Raw genomic sequence first — 14,638 nt, 5'->3', positions numbered from 1 at the left:
CGGCTTGGTCCATGTCCGTGTCGTAGCGGAATCCGCCGCCCTCCCTCATCCCTGTGCTTGACACAGGGATCCAGCCACGGCGCGTCTGCGCCGTGATTGACCTTTATCGGTTCAAGAAATCCTCCGCGCCCAAGGACTTGGGCGTGCTGGATTCCTGTGACAAGCACAGGAATGAGGGAGCAAGTAGCGGCCACCGAAATCACTCCATCACTTCTTGATCGAAGCGTTCCAGAAATACGGCCAGGGGGCCGGATCGACGCCTTCGAGCTTGACCGATTTCGCCGAGACGGCGTTGAAATCGCCGATCTTCATGAAGGGCGCGTCTGTATAGATAGCCTTCTGGACATCGGCCCAGAGTGCCACGCGCTTCGTCGGGTCCACCTCGGAGGTGAAGGCATCGACAGCGGCCTTGCGGGCCGGCGTATCCCACCAGCCGGGCGAGCTGGTCGAGAGCGAACCGATGAGGGCCGGTTCCGGAAGGAAGGGGCTGTGGGTGATGTAGATATCCCAGAGCTTCGGATCGGTGCGGCGCTGCGTCAGCGTCGCCCAGTCGACCACCTGCATATCGACGGTGAAGCCGGCAAGCTTCAGATATTCGGCGGCGACCTGCGCCATCTTGTAATGGAATTCATACTGGCGGCTGGTCAGGATGCGGATCGGCTCGCCGTTATAACCGGCCTTCTTGGCGGCCGCCGCCGCCCCTTCCGGATCGGCGACATTATAGGCGCCCTCGACGCCGGCATCCGTCGACCAGGAGAATGTCTTCGGATAGATGGCGCCGTCGAGCGCATAAAAATCCTTGCTGCCGAAAGCGGCGGCCAGCATGTCTTCCATGCTGAGCGCCTGGCGGATCGCCTTGCGGACCTCGACATTCGCAGCAACGCCTTCCCTAGTGTTGAAGACGAACACCGGATAACCGAAGGGCTTCAGCATGACCGGCTGCGAGGCTGTGGAAGCCTTCACCTTGTCGTAGGATTCGACGGCGATCGAATCGACATAATCATACTGGCCGGAGATCGCGGCCTCGACGCGGGTGTTCGGATCCGGCACCGGCACGAAGCGGATTTCATCGAGATATTGATGGCGGGCGCCGCCATAGCCGTTGCTGTCGCCTTCGCGGGACTTGTAGCCGTCGAAGCGGACGAGCTGGATATACTGGTCGGCCTTGCGCTCCTTCAGCATATAGGGGCCGGTGCCGATGAACTCCTTCATCGGCTCGTCCTGCTTTTCCGAGGGGATGATGATCGCCGCCGAATTGTTGAAGGCAAGCAGTGAGGTCAGCGGCGCGTAGGGCTGCTTCAACGTGATCGTGACGGTTGCGGGATCGGCAGCCGTGATCTTGTCGATGAAGCCGGCCACCTGCTTGCCGCGCGAGGCGATCTTCATCCAGCGGCTGAGCGAAGCGACGACATCGTCCGAGGTCATATCGCTATTGTCGTGGAACTTGATGCCGGTCCTGAGCTTGATCGTATAGGTTTTGCCGTCGGCACTGATCTCAGGCAGGCTTTCGGCCAGCAGCGGCGTGACGTTCCAGCTCTTGTCGAACGTATAGAGCGTTTCGAAAATATGCTGCGTGACGATGCCGACGAGATCGGCCGTCGACGACATCGGATCGAGCGTCGGCGGCTCGCCGATCGTCGCGACATTGATGACGCCGCCCTTTTCCTGGGCAAAGAGGGTCGAAGGCAGGGCGACAAGCGCAGTGCCGAGCAGGAATGCGACAAGCGTTTTCATGTGATGGCTCCCGTTTAGTTCCATTATTATGCAATTCATCTTTTTGTAACAGAATAAGAGATGAAGTGGTGGTGTCAAGCGGAAGCCACGGATTATATCGTGGGACGAGGATCAGGATGGCGAAAGAGCACCGCATCACCGGCCTCGGCTGGCCACCTGCGCGAAGGCTGCGCATGATGCGGCCTAACGAATCGGCAGCGGCAGAGCGTCAACAAGGCGAGGGTGGAATGAACATCGACTTCAACGGTGGAAAATGGCTGAACGAACCGGCCAGCTGGCGCGTGGACGACGCCGCCCTCACCCTGACAACAGGCGAGAAAACCGATTTCTGGCGGGAAACCTATTACGGCTTCACCCGCGACAGCGGCCATTTCCTCGCCTTTCCCACGCCCGAGAGCTTCACCGCCCAGATCCGCATCCAGGGCGAATTCCGCACCCTCTACGACCAGGCCGGCCTGATGGTGCGTCTCGACGAAAACCACTGGGTCAAAACCGGCGTCGAATTCACCGACGGCGAAGCCTTCCTCAGCACCGTCGTCACCGACGGCAAGTCCGACTGGTCGGTGTCGCAACCCTTCAAGGAACTCGAAGATTTCCACATTCGCGTCACCGTCGCCAACGGCGCCCTGCGCATCCAGGCCTCCCGCGACGGCAGCCGCTGGCCGCTGCTGCGGTTAGCGCCGTTCCCCGCTGCCGACCGATATGATGTTGGGCCGACCGCCTGCACGCCGGAGCGCAGCGGGTTGGAGGTGCGGTTTTCGGCGTTTTCGATTGGGCCGGCGGTTACGACGGATCTGCATGATTTGAGCTAAGAGCTGGGCGATGCTCAGATTATCTTAGAGCCAACCGCAGCAACGTTAACGCAGAACCGCAGCAGTCACGCTGCCCGCGTGCGTCATGTCCGATCAGTCGCAGGACAGTCATTTTCGAGATGACATCCGCGCCGTTCTCTGCGAAAAAGAGCGCGATGAGAGACAGGGGCGCCCGTCGACAGACGGGCTGAGAAGCACCCTTCGAACCTGAACCGGATAATGCCGGCGGAGGGAGTCGCTCGGGGTCGCGGCTCACCGCACGAATGACCCCGTGCCCGCCCCCGCCTGAAAGGGGCAACATGCAGACCAGGACCACACCAGGAGCCATGCTGACGGCGATGCGCGAGAAGCCGCCGCTCGTTCAGTGCATCACCAACTATGTCGCCATGAATGTCGCCGCCAATGTACTCTTGGCCGCGGGCGCCTCGCCGGCCATGGTCCATGCTGCTGAAGAAGCCGGCGAATTCGCCGGCATCGCGAGTGCGCTGACCGTCAATATCGGCACGCTGTCGACGCAATGGATCGACGGCATGCAGGCGGCGGCGAAGGCGGCGAACTCGGCCGGCAAGCCCTGGGTACTCGATCCGGTCGCCCATTATGCCACGGCTTTCCGCCGCAATGCGGTTGCCGGTCTGCTGGCGCTGAAGCCCACGATCATCCGCGGCAACGCCTCCGAGATCATCGCGCTCGCCGGCGGCGAGAGCCGCGGCCAAGGTGTCGACAGCCGCGATCCGGTCGAGCAGGCCGAAGGGTCGGCGCGATGGCTGGCCGAGCGCCAGCAGGCGGTTGTCGCCGTCACCGGCGCGGTCGATTTCGTCACCGACGGCGAGCGGGCGGTGCGTATAACAGGCGGATCGGCCTTAATGCCGCAGGTCACGGCGCTCGGCTGCTCGCTGACCTGCCTCGTCGGCGCCTTTGCCGCCTCCGTGCCCGAGGATATCTTCGGCGCGACGGTCGCCGCCCTTGCAACCTTCGCCATCGCCGGCGAGGATGCCGCCCTCGGCGCAGCCGGTCCCGGCTCCTTCGCCTGGCGCTTCCTCGACGCGCTGAACGCGGTCGACGGCGAAACGCTCGATGCCAGGGCAAGGATATCGGCGGCATGAAGACTTTCGACCTCTCGCTTTATCTCGTCCTCGACCCCGATCTCTGCGCCGGGATCGGCATGGTCGAGACCGCGCGCCTTGCCGTTGCCGGCGGCGCGACGATGGTGCAGTTGCGCGACAAACATGCCGGCACGGCCGGGATGGTCGAGACCGGACGCGCCTTGAAACAGGCGCTTGATGGCACCGGCGCCCGCCTCGTCGTCAACGACGATGTCGAGGCGGCGATCGCCATCGGCGCCGATGGGTTGCATATCGGCCAGGAGGACATGGATGCGGTGAGAGCGCGGGCGATGATCGGCCCCGACATGATCCTCGGCCTGTCGGTCGAAACCGCGGCGCTTGCTGCTGCCGTCGATCCCGATCTCGTCGATTATACCGGCGTCGGGCCGGTGTTTGCGACGCCGACCAAGGCCGACCACAAGCAGCCGATCGGTTTTGACGGTCTTGCCAACTTGGTGAAGGCCTCGCCGGTGCCCTCGGTTGCCATCGGCGGGCTCAAGGCGGACCATGTGGCCGAAGTCTTTGCCGCAGGCGCAAGCGGGCTTGCCGTCGTCTCCGCCATTTGCGGCGCGCCGGATCCGGAAGCCGCCACACGCCGCATCGCCGCAGAAATTCGAAAGGCCCGCGCATGATCCGCAACGTCCTCTCCATCGCCGGCTCGGATCCCTCGGGTGGCGCCGGCATTCAGGCCGACCTCAAGGCCTTCTCCGCCCGCGACGTCTACGGCATGGCGGTGCTGACCGCGCTGACAGCGCAAAACACCCAAGGGGTCACCGGCGTGCATCTGGTGCCGCCCCCCTTCGTCGCCGATCAAATCAAGGCCGTCTTTGCCGATGTGCGCGTCGATGCGGTCAAGATCGGCATGATCGCCAATGCCGGCATCGCCGAGGCCGTCGCCACAGCCCTCGACGCAGCTCTGGCCGCAGCACCGGCCGACCGCCGCGGCATCCCCATCGTCATCGACCCCGTGATGATCGCCAAGGGCGGTGCCGCGCTGCTGGCACCCGAAGCCGTCGATGTGCTCAGCCGCCGCCTGCTGCCGCTGGCGACGCTGCTGACCCCGAACCTGCCGGAGGCCGCCGCCCTGCTGCATCAGCCGGTGGCGACGAACCGGGCGGAAATGGCGGCGCAGGCCGAACAGCTGCGCGCGCTCGGCCCGGCCGCCGTGCTGGTCAAAGGCGGCCATCTCGACAGCGACGACAGCCCCGACGTGCTGGCCGCCGCCGACGGGCTGCACTGGTTCGAAGCCCAGCGGGTGCCGACCAAGAACACCCACGGCACCGGCTGCACGCTGTCGAGCGCGCTGGCGGCCGAGCTTGCCAAGGGCGCTTCGGCTGAAGAGGCTGTCGCCATCGCCAAGGATTACCTCGCCGGCGCGGTCGCGGCCGCCGGCAGCCTTACCGTCGGCTCCGGCCACGGGCCGGTGCAGCATTTTCATGCGCTTTGGCGCGTGGACCGATAGGCGCCCACATCGACGCACCCATTCCATCAAAACGGCTCGGGCTCCCCGGGCCGTTTTTGCGTTCAGCAGCCGGCTTGGTTTCGAGCGGGGCATCACGACGAGCAGCCTCGCGCCATTTGAAAAACTCTGTTGACAAGCTCAATCAGATAGCCAAATCTATGTCATTAAAAGGGGATATATTCTTTAATAAAAGAATACAAGGAGGAGAGACGGGTGCCAGACCTGCTTGTGAGTCTATACTCGACAAAGCTCTCCGACCTGGAACGGAAAGCCGATCATGTCGGCGTCTCCATCCGCCCGGCCCTTCCCCCGGAATTGCATATCGTCGTCAACTGGGTTCGCGAAAACTTCAGCGAGAACTGGGCAAGCGAGGTCTCGGTCGCCTTCTCCCGCCAGCCCGTCGCCTGCCTGATCGCCATCGAAGGCCGTGAGCTGCTCGGCTTTGCCTGCTACGACACGACGGCGCGCGGCTTCTTCGGCCCGACCGGAGTCGATCCTGAAGCCCGCGGCAAGGGTATCGGGCTCGCGCTGTTTTCCGCCTGCCTTCAGACCATGAAGACGCTTGGGCATGCCTATGCCTTCATCGGCGATGCCGGCCCTGTCGATTTTTACGCCAGCACCGCAGGCGCCATCACCATCCCGGCCCCCGACAAGGGCATTTATGAAGGCATGCTGAGAAGCATGCCGAAATAACCATCTGATACCGGAGTTATAGAATTGTCCTCGACCCCGCTCGCCCTGTTTGTCGGCCTTCCCAATCCGGTTCTTTCGGATGATGAATTCGCGCTGTTTCGCGAGACCAATCCGCTCGGCCTCTTCGTCGGCCGGCGCAATCAGCGCGAGCCGGAGCAGGTAAAACGGCTGATCGAGCGCTTTCGCGATGCCGTCGGCCGCGACGATGCCCCCGTCTTCACCGACCAGGAGGGCGGGCGCGTCCAGCATCTCGATGCCGGCCCCTGGCCGCTCTTCCGCAGCTTCGGGCAGTTTGCCGAACTGGCGCGGCGTGATTTCGAGCTCGGCAAAAAAGCACTGCGCCTTTCCTCCCAGGCCATGGGCGCGATGATGACGGAACTCGGCCTTTCCAGCGGCTGCTCGCCCGTTCTCGACCTCGTCTTCGAGACGACGAGCGCGGTCATCGGCGCCCGCTCTTTCGGCCCCGATCCCGATGTCATCGCCGCCCTCGGCCGCGAGGTGATCGACGGCCTGCTCGAGACCGGCAACATGCCCGTGATGAAGCATATTCCCGGCCATGGCCGCGCGACGCTCGACTCCCACAAGGAACGTCCCGTCGTCGATGCCAGCCGCGAGACGCTCGCCGCCACCGATTTCAAGCCCTTCGTCGCGCTGAAGGATACGCCCTGGGCGATGGTCGCCCATGTCGTCTATTCGGCCTACGACAAGGAGTTGCCCGCCTCCGTCTCGCCGGTCATGCACGACGTGATCCGCAACGATCTCGGCTATGAGGGCGTGCTGATCTCCGACTGCATCTTCATGCAGTCGCTTTCCGGCACCCTGCCGGAGCGCGTCGAACAGGTGCTCGACGCCGGCTTCGACATCGCGCTCCACAGCCATGGCGACATCAGGGAAAGCGAAGCCGCCGCCAGGGCCGCCCGGCCACTTACGGACGCCGCGCTGAAGCGCATCGCCGCCGGCCAGGCTCGCCTCGGCAATCTCAAGATCGACGTCCGCGCCGCCCACCGCCAAGTCGAAGACATGTTTGCCAGCGCCTCGGTCTCCTGACCGGCGCGCCATCTTTCACCGCATAGAAAAAAGGGGAATAAACATGAAAAAATATCTTCTTGCCGCCGCCGCGCTGACGCTGCTTTCGGGCGCGGCCATGGCGCAGACGGTCCTGACCGCTAATATCGAACCGGCGACGACCTGGGTGCGCAACTTCAACCCGTTCAACCAGACCTCGGCGCGCCAGTCGACGCTCGATTTCATCTATGAGCCGCTGGTTATTTTCAACCGCTTCGACAGCAACAAACCGGTCTACCGTCTGGCCGAAAGCTTCAAGCTTTCCGACGACCTGACGAGCATCGATTTCAAGCTGCGCCCCGATCTGAAATGGTCTGATGGTAAGCCGCTGACCGCAGCCGACGTCAAATTCACCTATGATTACCTGAAGAAGTTCCCGGCGCTCGATTTCGTCAGCATCTGGAGCTTCGTCACCGATGTCAAAGCCGTCGATGTCCAGACCGTGCGCTTCACGCTCGCCAATCCGAGCTCGCTCGCCGCCGAGCAGATCTCGCAGCTGCCGATCGTTCCCGAACATGTCTGGAAGGATGTCGCCGACCCGGTCACCTTCGCCAACGAGAACCCGGTCGGCAGCGGCCCGCTGACCGAGGTTCCCCGTTTCACCGGCCAGACCTATGATCAGTGCCGCAACCCGAACTATTGGGACAACGCGCATCTGAAGGTCGATTGCATGCGCTTCCCGCAGCTTGCCGACAACAACCAGATGCTGACGGCAACGGCCGACGGCACGCTCGACTGGGGCGTCTCCTTCATTCCCGATATCGACAATGTCTATGTCTCGAAGGACCCGGCGCATTTCCACTACTGGTATTCGCCGAGCAGCATGGTCGCCTTCCTATTCAACCTCGAAACCGCGAACGAAAACAACAAGAAGGCCTTCAACGACGTGAAATTCCGCCGCGCCGTTTCGATGGCGCTCGACCGCAAGACGATGATCGACGTCGCCGGCTATGGCTATCCGACGCTGAACGAAGATCCAGGCCTGATGGGCGAGCTTTACAAGAGCTGGGCGGACCCGTCGGTCAAGGCCGACTTCGGCAAATTCGCGACCTATGACGCCGACGCCGCCAAGGCCCTGCTCGACGAGGCCGGCTACAAGGACAAGGACGGCGACGGCTTCCGCGACAATCCCGACGGCAGCAAGATCGCCTTCTCGATCATCGTCCCGAATTCCTGGACAGACTGGATCGACACCGTCAACATCGCCGTCGAAGGCATGCAGGCGGTCGGCATCGACGCCAAGATCGAAACGCCTGAAGAAGCGGTCTGGACCGGCAACCTGATCAACGGCAGCTTCGATGCGGCGATCAACAGCCTGCCGGCCTCGGCCTCGCCCTACTATCCCTACAAGCGCGCTTTCAGCGCTTCGGACAAGGGCAAGACCCGCTTCACCGCGCAGCGCTGGTTCAATCCGGATGTCGAGAAGCTCGTCGCCGAGTTCACCCAGACCGCAGACCTTGCCAAGCAGAAGGACGCGATGAACAAGGCGCAGCGTATCGTCGCCGAGAACATGCCCGTCATTCCGGTGTTCAACAATCCGAACTGGTATCAGTACAACACCAAGCGCTTCACCGGATGGTCGACCAGGGAAAATCCCTTCGTCAATCCGTCGATCTCGCGCACCAACCCGGCACGCCTGCTGAACCTCTTGGCTCTCGAACCCGTCAAGTAAGCATCATAGTCCTCGGGAGCGGTGCAAAACGCCGCTTCCGTCACGACGGAGTTCCCATGGCTTTCCTGCTTCGCCGCCTCGTCTTCTACATGGCAGCTTTCATCGCGGCAGCGACGATCAATTTCTTCCTGCCGCGCCTGATGCCGGGCGATCCCGTGCAAATCATGTTCTCAAGTGCCGGCACCGAATTGCCGCCGGAGAGCCTGCAGGCGCTGAAGCTCACCTTCGGCTTCGTCGATGGGCCGCTCTGGCAGCAATATCTCACCTATCTCGGCAGCATTTTCACCGGCGATCTCGGCCGCTCGATCAAATATTTCCCGCTGCCGGTCACCTCGGTGCTCGGCCATGCCCTCGTCTGGACCGTCGCGCTGATGGGAACGGCGACGATCGTCAGCTTCGCGCTCGGCACCTTCCTCGGCATCCTCGCCGCCTGGCGCCGCGGCAGCAGGTTCGACGTTATCGTTTCCGTTGGCGCGATCTTCGCCACCTCGGTCCCGGCGGTCGTCACCTCGTTGATCGTGCTCTTCTTCTTCGGCTTCACACTCGGCTGGTTTCCGAACGGTTATGCCGCCGATCCCTCGCTCGATCCGGCCTTCAGCCTGCAATATATCGGCAGCGTCGCCTATCACGGTATCCTGCCGATGGTGACGCTCTGCACCGTGCTGATCGGCGGCTTCACCGTCACCATGCGCAACAACATGATCAACCTGCTCGGCGAGGACTATATTGTCATGGCCCGCGCCAAGGGCCTGTCGGATCGGCATGTGATGCTCTGGTACGCGGCGCGCAACGCCCTGCTGCCGACCGTTTCCAGCCTTGCCATCGCCATCGGCACCATTCTCGGCGGCTCGCTGGTGACCGAGGTCGTCTATAACTATCCGGGCCTCGGCAATATTCTCTACCAGGCGATCCTCGCCCGCGATTATCCCGTCATCCAGGGCCAGTTGCTCATCATGACCGCCACCATGCTGATCGCCAATTTCATCGTCGACGTCAGTTATGTCTTGCTTGATCCCAGGCTGAAGGGAGCATGAGATGAAGAGCCTGCTGCGAAACCGCAAGGCGCTCACCGGCCTCGCCATCATCGCCTTCATCGTCATTGTCGCGGTCGCAGCGCCGCTGCTGACGCAGTACGACCCCGCCGCCCGCACCGGGCGGCCGCATCAGCCGCCGTCGCTCGACCATATTCTCGGCACCACCCGCATCGGCCAGGACGTCTTCGCCCGGCTGATCTACGGCGCCCGCACCTCGCTTGCCGTCGGTTTCGGCGCCGGCCTGCTGATCACGCTCGCGGGCACCGCGCTCGGCATCATCGCCGGCTATCGCGGCGGCAAGACCGACGAGATCATCAGCTTCTTCACCAACATGGTGCTGGTCGTTCCCAATCTGCCGCTGCTGCTGGTGCTCGCCGCCTTCATCGGCCAGGCAAGCCCGCTTGTCATCGCGCTGATCCTCGGCGCCACCTCCTGGGCCTGGGGCGCCCGGGTCACCCGCGCCGAGACGCTTTCCGTCAAGCACAAGGATTTCGTCAAATCGGCCGAGATGATGGGCGAGCCGCAATGGCGCATCATGACATTCGAGATCTTCCCCAACGTGATCTCCATCGTCGGCATCAATTTCATCGGCAGCGTCATCTTCGCAATCATCACCGAAGCGACACTGGAATTTCTCGGCCTCGGCGATCCCCGCGCGATCTCCTGGGGCACCATGCTCTACAACGCGCAGAAGGCCTCGGCCCTCTCGGTCGGCGCCTGGTGGGATATCCTCACCCCCTGCTTCGCGCTCGCCTTCCTCGGCATCGGCATGTCGCTGCTGAATTTCGCCGTCGACGAGATCGCCAATCCGCGGCTGCGCACCGGCAATCATCTGAAGCGCTGGTCGCTGCTCGTCCGTTCCGGGGAGGGCCGCCTGTGACCCAGCCGCTACTGTCGGTGAGGAACCTCACCATCGATTACATCGGCGAAGAGAAGGATTTCCGCGCCGTCGACGACGTCAGCTTCGATGTCGCGCCCGGCGAGGTCTTCGGCCTTGCCGGCGAATCCGGCTGCGGCAAGAGCACCATCGCCTTCGCCATCAGCCGCCTGCACAGGCCGCCGGCGCTGATCCGCAAGGAAAGCCGCATCCTCCTCGACGGCCGCGACGTGCTCGGCCTCGACCGGCAGGCGCTTGCCGCCTTCCGCTGGCGCGAGGTCGCCATGGTCTTCCAGAGCGCCATGAATTCTCTGAACCCGGTGCTGCGTATCGAGGCGCAGTTTTACGACGTATTGCGCACCCATAGGGGCATGAGCCGTGCGCAAGCCCGCGAGCGCACCGCCGAGATGCTGACGCTCGTCGACATCGCGCCAGATCGCATGCGCGACTATCCGCATCAGTTTTCCGGCGGCATGCGCCAGCGCATCGTCATCGCCATCTGCATGGCGCTCGACCCGAAACTCGTCATCATGGACGAGCCGACGACGGCGCTCGATGTCGTCGTCCAGCGCGAAATCCTGCAGCGCATCAACGACTTGCGCCGCCGCTTCGGCTTTTCCGTGCTGTTCATCACCCATGATCTCGGCCTGATGGTGCAGTTCTGCGACCGTATCGGCATCATGCTGTCCGGCAGGCTGGTGGAGCAAAACACCGCCGAAGCGATCTATCGGACGCCTGAGCACGATTACACGAAGAAGCTATGGGCCTCCTTCCCTTCACTGCATGGAGGCGTGCTGTTGTGACTGATGCCATTCTCGCACTCGACACGGTGACGAAGACCTTCGGTCATGGCGCCTCCGCCGTTCATGCCGCCCGCTCGATCTCCTTTTCGCTGCGCGCGGGCCGAGCGCTGGCGCTCGTCGGCGAATCCGGCAGCGGCAAGACCACCTGCGCCCGCATGGCGATGCGCGAATATCTGCCGACATCAGGCCGCATTCTGTACAAAGGCCGGCCGGTCGAGACGGCGAATTCCGCCGAGATCGGCCGCTACCGCCGCTCGGTGCAGATGATCTTCCAGGATCCTTTCGCCTCGCTGAACCCCGCCCATACCATCGCGCACCACCTCCGCCGGCCGCTGAAGCTGCATCGCCCCGACATCAAGGGAACCGAGATCGACGTCACCATCGGCGAACTGCTGCAGCGCGTCAGGCTCGATCCCGATCTCGTCGCGCCGAAATATCCGCATGAGCTCTCGGGCGGCCAGCGCCAGCGCGTCAACATCGCCCGTGCGCTTGCCGTCAGGCCGGAGGTGATCGTGGCGGACGAACCGACCTCGATGCTCGACGTTTCGGTCCGCCTCGGCGTGCTCAACCTGCTGAACGAGATGAAGCGAGAGATGAATCTCGGCCTGCTCTATATCACCCATGACATTGCCACCGCCCGTTATGTCGCCGAGGACATCGCCGTGATGTATGCCGGCCAGATCGTCGAATGGGGCAGCACCGCAAGGGTGATCGACAATCCGCTGCATCCCTATACCAGGCTGCTGCTCTCGGCCGTTCCCGATCCCGACGTCCGCTTCGAGGATCCGAAGGCGCGGCTGAGGCCCGACGAGGTGGAAGACATCCGCCGCCGTTCGGCCGCGGCCCAGGATGACATCGTCGAAGTGGAACCGGGTCATTTCACGCGGAGGATCTGAGGCGCTTCAGCTGAGTTCCTGGGCGAGTCCGAGGAGAAGTCCTTCGGGCCCTCTTATGTAGCGAGCCGATATGTGTCTCCATACTGGACGACGTCGCCAACGAGCTGGGCCCCGCGCCCGCGGAGCCTTTCAAGCGTCTCGTCGATGTCATCAACGGTGAACATGACGCGGAGATAGCCGAGCGCGTTGACCGGGGCGTTGCGGTGATCTGCGACGACATCAGGCATGAGGAAGCGGGAGAGTTCGAGCCGGCTGTGGCCATCAGGGGTGCGCATCATGGCAATCTCGACACGCTGATCGCCCAGCCCCGTGATCCGTCCCGCCCATTCTCCTTCGACCATGGCCCGTCCTTCGAGCGCGAGGCCGAGTTCGCCAAAGAAATCAATCGCCGCGGTGAGATCTTCGACGACGATTCCGACATTGTCCATCCGCTTGAGCGCCATGTTTCCAATCTCCAAAAGTGTCGTTGCAATCTACGAGGTGGCGCCTCGTCTGACAAAGGACGCTTGAGGTGCCCCAACACCGACAACCTCCAGCCTAAATTCGCTGCTGTTCGCATCAGAAGCTTGAAGCATGGACGGCCTCAAACCACCGCTCGTTTTCAAACGGTCTCCGCCTGCTCACTGGCCCCGCTCATCGCCCTATGCTAGGGGACGGTTCTTTCACGTGAGGCGAAACCGTCATGCTGCCCTGGATCCAGCTCGATTGCGCGACCATTCCCGGCGAAGGCGGCGAACTCAGGCTGAAGCAGCGCGGCAGCGAGTTCTCGATCATGCTCGGCGCCAACGAGCTGATGAACAGCCGCCTCAGCGGTTCGGAAGAGGCGCTGGCGACACTCTCCTGGGAGCGGATCAAGACGCATCCGAAACCGAAGGTGCTGATCGGCGGGCTCGGCATGGGCTTTACCCTGCGCGCCGCTCTCGCCATCCTTCCCGAAGATGCCGGCGTCACCGTCGCCGAACTGGTGCCTGCCGTCGTCGCCTGGGCGCGCGGACAGATGGCTGAAGTCTTCAAGGGCTGTCTCCACGATCCGCGCGTCGCCATCCATCAGGGAGATGTCGGCGAGGCGATCCGCGCCGGCAAGGGCGCTTATGACGCGATCCTGCTCGACGTCGACAATGGCCCGGACGGACTGACCCGCAAATCCAACGACCGGCTCTATGATTTCGCCGGCCTGCGCGCCGCCCGCGACGCGCTTCGCCCCGGCGGCGTGCTCGCCGTCTGGTCGTCCGGTCCCGACTCCGATTTCACCCGCCGCCTCAGGGACAGCGGCTTTTCCGTCGATGCCGTCAACACCCGCGCCAACGGCAAACGCGGCGGCGCCCGCCACGTCATCTGGCTGGCGGTGAAGCCGACCCGCTGACCAAAGCTCCTCAACGAATGAGGTGATCGCCTGGGTCAGCTAGGCGACGCAATCCTGCGGGCGGCGTTGATGGCGCGGCGGGCGCCGGCCCGCAGTTGCATGGTCTCGGCGCCGGCGATGACCAGGTCGAAGCCGAATTTCAGGAGTTCGCCGGCACGCTCGCCATCAGCGGCGAAAGCGCAAGCGAACTTGCCGTGGGCGCGGCAGCGGGCGACGGCGTGCTGCATGGCACTGTCGATTTCGGCAGCGTTCGGCGCCACCTGATCGCCGTTCGACAGCGCGATCGAAAGGTCGGAAGGGCCGATGAAAATGCCGTCGATGCCGCTCACGCCGAGAATGCCGTCGATCGCGTCCAGCGCGACACGGGTCTCGATCATGGCGATGGCGACGGTGAGCGCATTGGCATTCTTCAAATAATCGTCGGCCGACAGGCCGGTATGGTTCAGCGCCAATGACGGCCCCCAGCTGCGCTCGCCGACGGGCGGATATTTCGTCGTCCGGACCAGGGCTCTCGCATCGTCGGCCGAATTGATCATCGGCGCGATGATGCCGGAAGCGCCGGCATCGAGCAGACGCGAGGCGGAGGCGAAATCGCCGACCGGGATACGCGCCAGGGCCGGCTTGCCGGCAAGGCGAACCTGCGCGACGGCGTTGGCCGCCGACGGCATGTCCCACATGCCGTGCTGCATATCCAGCACGACGGCATCGAAGGCCTCCTGCGCCAGGTGGTTGACGAGCATGGCATCGGGAATGCCGACCCAGGCGGAGATCATCCCACCCCGGCTGCCCCTGATCCGGTCCGCAAAGCCGTCGATGTCAGCTGCACCCATGCCGTTCTCCTCAATTCGTCAGCGCCCAGCGGCGGCTCACACTCTCCGGCGCAGTCGTGAGACGATGATCATGACGGCAATGCCGGCCGCGGCCAGAAGAGCGCCCCACAGGATCCAGATCGTTTGCGCGATCATGAAGCTGGAGGCCGGATAGGGAAAATAGCCGCTTCCCTGCCCGATCCAGATCAGCCCGAGAAGGATCATAAGCAGTCCGATGATATATCCGATCGTTCGCATGCGTACGCCACTTTCGCTATGGATTCGATCCCACAATGTCGGGCGGCGTCGCCGATG

15 protein-coding genes, 1 pseudogene and 1 riboswitch are annotated in these 14,638 nt (G+C 63.4%); of the genes and pseudogenes, 12 read left to right on the top strand and 4 right to left on the bottom strand.

Annotation, left to right across the window (positions count from 1 at the left end; translation table 11 throughout):
- Positions 1 to 207: 207 nt before the first annotated feature.
- Positions 208 to 1,734, bottom strand: a complete 1,527-nt coding sequence (locus tag ATY75_RS30080) for an ABC transporter substrate-binding protein (RefSeq protein WP_088940280.1) — start codon at positions 1,732 to 1,734, stop codon at positions 208 to 210.
- A gap of 227 nt (positions 1,735 to 1,961) precedes the next feature.
- On the opposite strand from ATY75_RS30080, the gene ATY75_RS30075 reads away from it, so the two are divergent.
- The 11 genes from ATY75_RS30075 (at position 1,962) to ATY75_RS30025 (ending at position 12,151) form a co-directional block, all read left to right on the top strand.
- Complete coding sequence (locus ATY75_RS30075) at positions 1,962 to 2,546, top strand: DUF1349 domain-containing protein (RefSeq protein WP_088940382.1); 585 nt, start codon at positions 1,962 to 1,964, stop codon at positions 2,544 to 2,546.
- 154 nt (positions 2,547 to 2,700) lie between these two features.
- A riboswitch (TPP riboswitch) is annotated at positions 2,701 to 2,797 on the top strand.
- A 48-nt stretch (positions 2,798 to 2,845) separates the two neighbouring features.
- On the top strand, positions 2,846 to 3,649 hold the full coding sequence (thiM, locus tag ATY75_RS30070; protein WP_088940279.1) for a hydroxyethylthiazole kinase: 804 nt from the start codon (positions 2,846 to 2,848) through the stop codon (positions 3,647 to 3,649).
- On the top strand, positions 3,646 to 4,281 hold the full coding sequence (gene thiE, locus ATY75_RS30065) for a thiamine phosphate synthase (protein WP_088940278.1): 636 nt from the start codon (positions 3,646 to 3,648) through the stop codon (positions 4,279 to 4,281). Before thiM ends, thiE begins: the two co-directional genes overlap by 4 nt.
- Positions 4,278 to 5,111 (top strand): bifunctional hydroxymethylpyrimidine kinase/phosphomethylpyrimidine kinase, encoded by an 834-nt coding sequence (gene thiD / locus ATY75_RS30060; protein ID WP_088940277.1) that lies wholly within the window; start codon positions 4,278 to 4,280, stop codon positions 5,109 to 5,111. The genes thiE and thiD overlap by 4 nt, the downstream gene beginning before the upstream one ends.
- A gap of 213 nt (positions 5,112 to 5,324) precedes the next feature.
- A complete protein-coding gene (locus tag ATY75_RS30055) occupies positions 5,325 to 5,804 on the top strand; it encodes a GNAT family N-acetyltransferase (protein WP_088940276.1) in 480 nt (159 codons plus the stop codon).
- A gap of 24 nt (positions 5,805 to 5,828) precedes the next feature.
- Positions 5,829 to 6,851, top strand: a complete 1,023-nt coding sequence (locus ATY75_RS30050; protein ID WP_088940275.1) for a glycoside hydrolase family 3 N-terminal domain-containing protein — start codon at positions 5,829 to 5,831, stop codon at positions 6,849 to 6,851.
- A gap of 43 nt (positions 6,852 to 6,894) precedes the next feature.
- Positions 6,895 to 8,541 (top strand): ABC transporter substrate-binding protein, encoded by a 1,647-nt coding sequence (locus tag ATY75_RS30045; protein ID WP_088940274.1) that lies wholly within the window; start codon positions 6,895 to 6,897, stop codon positions 8,539 to 8,541.
- Between the two features lie 56 nt (positions 8,542 to 8,597).
- Positions 8,598 to 9,575: an ABC transporter permease gene (locus tag ATY75_RS30040; RefSeq protein WP_088940273.1), complete on the top strand. Its 978-nt coding sequence runs from the start codon at positions 8,598 to 8,600 to the stop codon at positions 9,573 to 9,575.
- A 1-nt stretch (position 9,576) separates the two neighbouring features.
- On the top strand, positions 9,577 to 10,455 hold the full coding sequence (locus tag ATY75_RS30035; protein WP_064808616.1) for an ABC transporter permease: 879 nt from the start codon (positions 9,577 to 9,579) through the stop codon (positions 10,453 to 10,455).
- Positions 10,452 to 11,255, top strand: a complete 804-nt coding sequence (locus ATY75_RS30030) for an ABC transporter ATP-binding protein (RefSeq protein WP_088940272.1) — start codon at positions 10,452 to 10,454, stop codon at positions 11,253 to 11,255. Before ATY75_RS30035 ends, ATY75_RS30030 begins: the two co-directional genes overlap by 4 nt.
- Entirely contained in the window at positions 11,252 to 12,151 is a 900-nt protein-coding gene (locus ATY75_RS30025; protein ID WP_088940271.1) for an ATP-binding cassette domain-containing protein, read from the top strand. Before ATY75_RS30030 ends, ATY75_RS30025 begins: the two co-directional genes overlap by 4 nt.
- A 6-nt stretch (positions 12,152 to 12,157) precedes the next feature.
- On the opposite strand, the pseudogene ATY75_RS30020 reads toward ATY75_RS30025, so the two are convergent.
- Positions 12,158 to 12,594 (bottom strand): annotated as a pseudogene (locus ATY75_RS30020) (VOC family protein).
- Positions 12,595 to 12,833: 239 nt separating this feature from the next.
- Here ATY75_RS30020 and ATY75_RS30015 point away from each other — a divergent pair.
- Positions 12,834 to 13,514, top strand: a complete 681-nt coding sequence (locus tag ATY75_RS30015) for a hypothetical protein (RefSeq protein WP_088940270.1) — start codon at positions 12,834 to 12,836, stop codon at positions 13,512 to 13,514.
- A 35-nt stretch (positions 13,515 to 13,549) separates the two neighbouring features.
- Here the strand turns inward: ATY75_RS30015 and ATY75_RS30010 are convergent, their stop codons facing one another.
- Positions 13,550 to 14,344, bottom strand: coding sequence for an aldolase/citrate lyase family protein (locus tag ATY75_RS30010; RefSeq protein WP_088940269.1), 795 nt, complete (start codon positions 14,342 to 14,344; stop codon positions 13,550 to 13,552).
- A 36-nt stretch (positions 14,345 to 14,380) separates the two neighbouring features.
- Entirely contained in the window at positions 14,381 to 14,581 is a 201-nt protein-coding gene (locus ATY75_RS30005; protein ID WP_088940268.1) for a hypothetical protein, read from the bottom strand.
- Positions 14,582 to 14,638: the final 57 nt, after the last annotated feature.

It is taken from the genome of Rhizobium sp. N122, assembly GCF_002211295.1.
GTDB lineage: Bacteria > Pseudomonadota > Alphaproteobacteria > Rhizobiales > Rhizobiaceae > Rhizobium.
This window is presented reverse-complemented; position numbering and strand designations above follow the sequence as displayed.

Excerpts from the sequence above, each read along its gene's own strand:
- ATY75_RS30080 (WP_088940280.1), bottom strand. The coding sequence starts at position 1,734 with ATGAAAACGCTTGTCGCATTCCTGCTCGGCACTGCGCTTGTCGCCCTG.
- ATY75_RS30075 (WP_088940382.1), top strand. The coding sequence starts at position 1,962 with ATGAACATCGACTTCAACGGTGGAAAATGGCTGAACGAACCGGCCAGC.
- thiM (WP_088940279.1), top strand. The coding sequence starts at position 2,846 with ATGCAGACCAGGACCACACCAGGAGCCATGCTGACGGCGATGCGCGAG.
- thiE (WP_088940278.1), top strand. The coding sequence starts at position 3,646 with ATGAAGACTTTCGACCTCTCGCTTTATCTCGTCCTCGACCCCGATCTC.
- thiD (WP_088940277.1), top strand. The coding sequence starts at position 4,278 with ATGATCCGCAACGTCCTCTCCATCGCCGGCTCGGATCCCTCGGGTGGC.
- ATY75_RS30045 (WP_088940274.1), top strand. The coding sequence starts at position 6,895 with ATGAAAAAATATCTTCTTGCCGCCGCCGCGCTGACGCTGCTTTCGGGC.
- ATY75_RS30040 (WP_088940273.1), top strand. The coding sequence starts at position 8,598 with ATGGCTTTCCTGCTTCGCCGCCTCGTCTTCTACATGGCAGCTTTCATC.
- ATY75_RS30035 (WP_064808616.1), top strand. The coding sequence starts at position 9,577 with ATGAAGAGCCTGCTGCGAAACCGCAAGGCGCTCACCGGCCTCGCCATC.
- ATY75_RS30015 (WP_088940270.1), top strand. The coding sequence starts at position 12,834 with ATGCTGCCCTGGATCCAGCTCGATTGCGCGACCATTCCCGGCGAAGGC.
- ATY75_RS30010 (WP_088940269.1), bottom strand. The coding sequence starts at position 14,344 with ATGGGTGCAGCTGACATCGACGGCTTTGCGGACCGGATCAGGGGCAGC.
- ATY75_RS30005 (WP_088940268.1), bottom strand. The coding sequence starts at position 14,581 with ATGCGAACGATCGGATATATCATCGGACTGCTTATGATCCTTCTCGGG.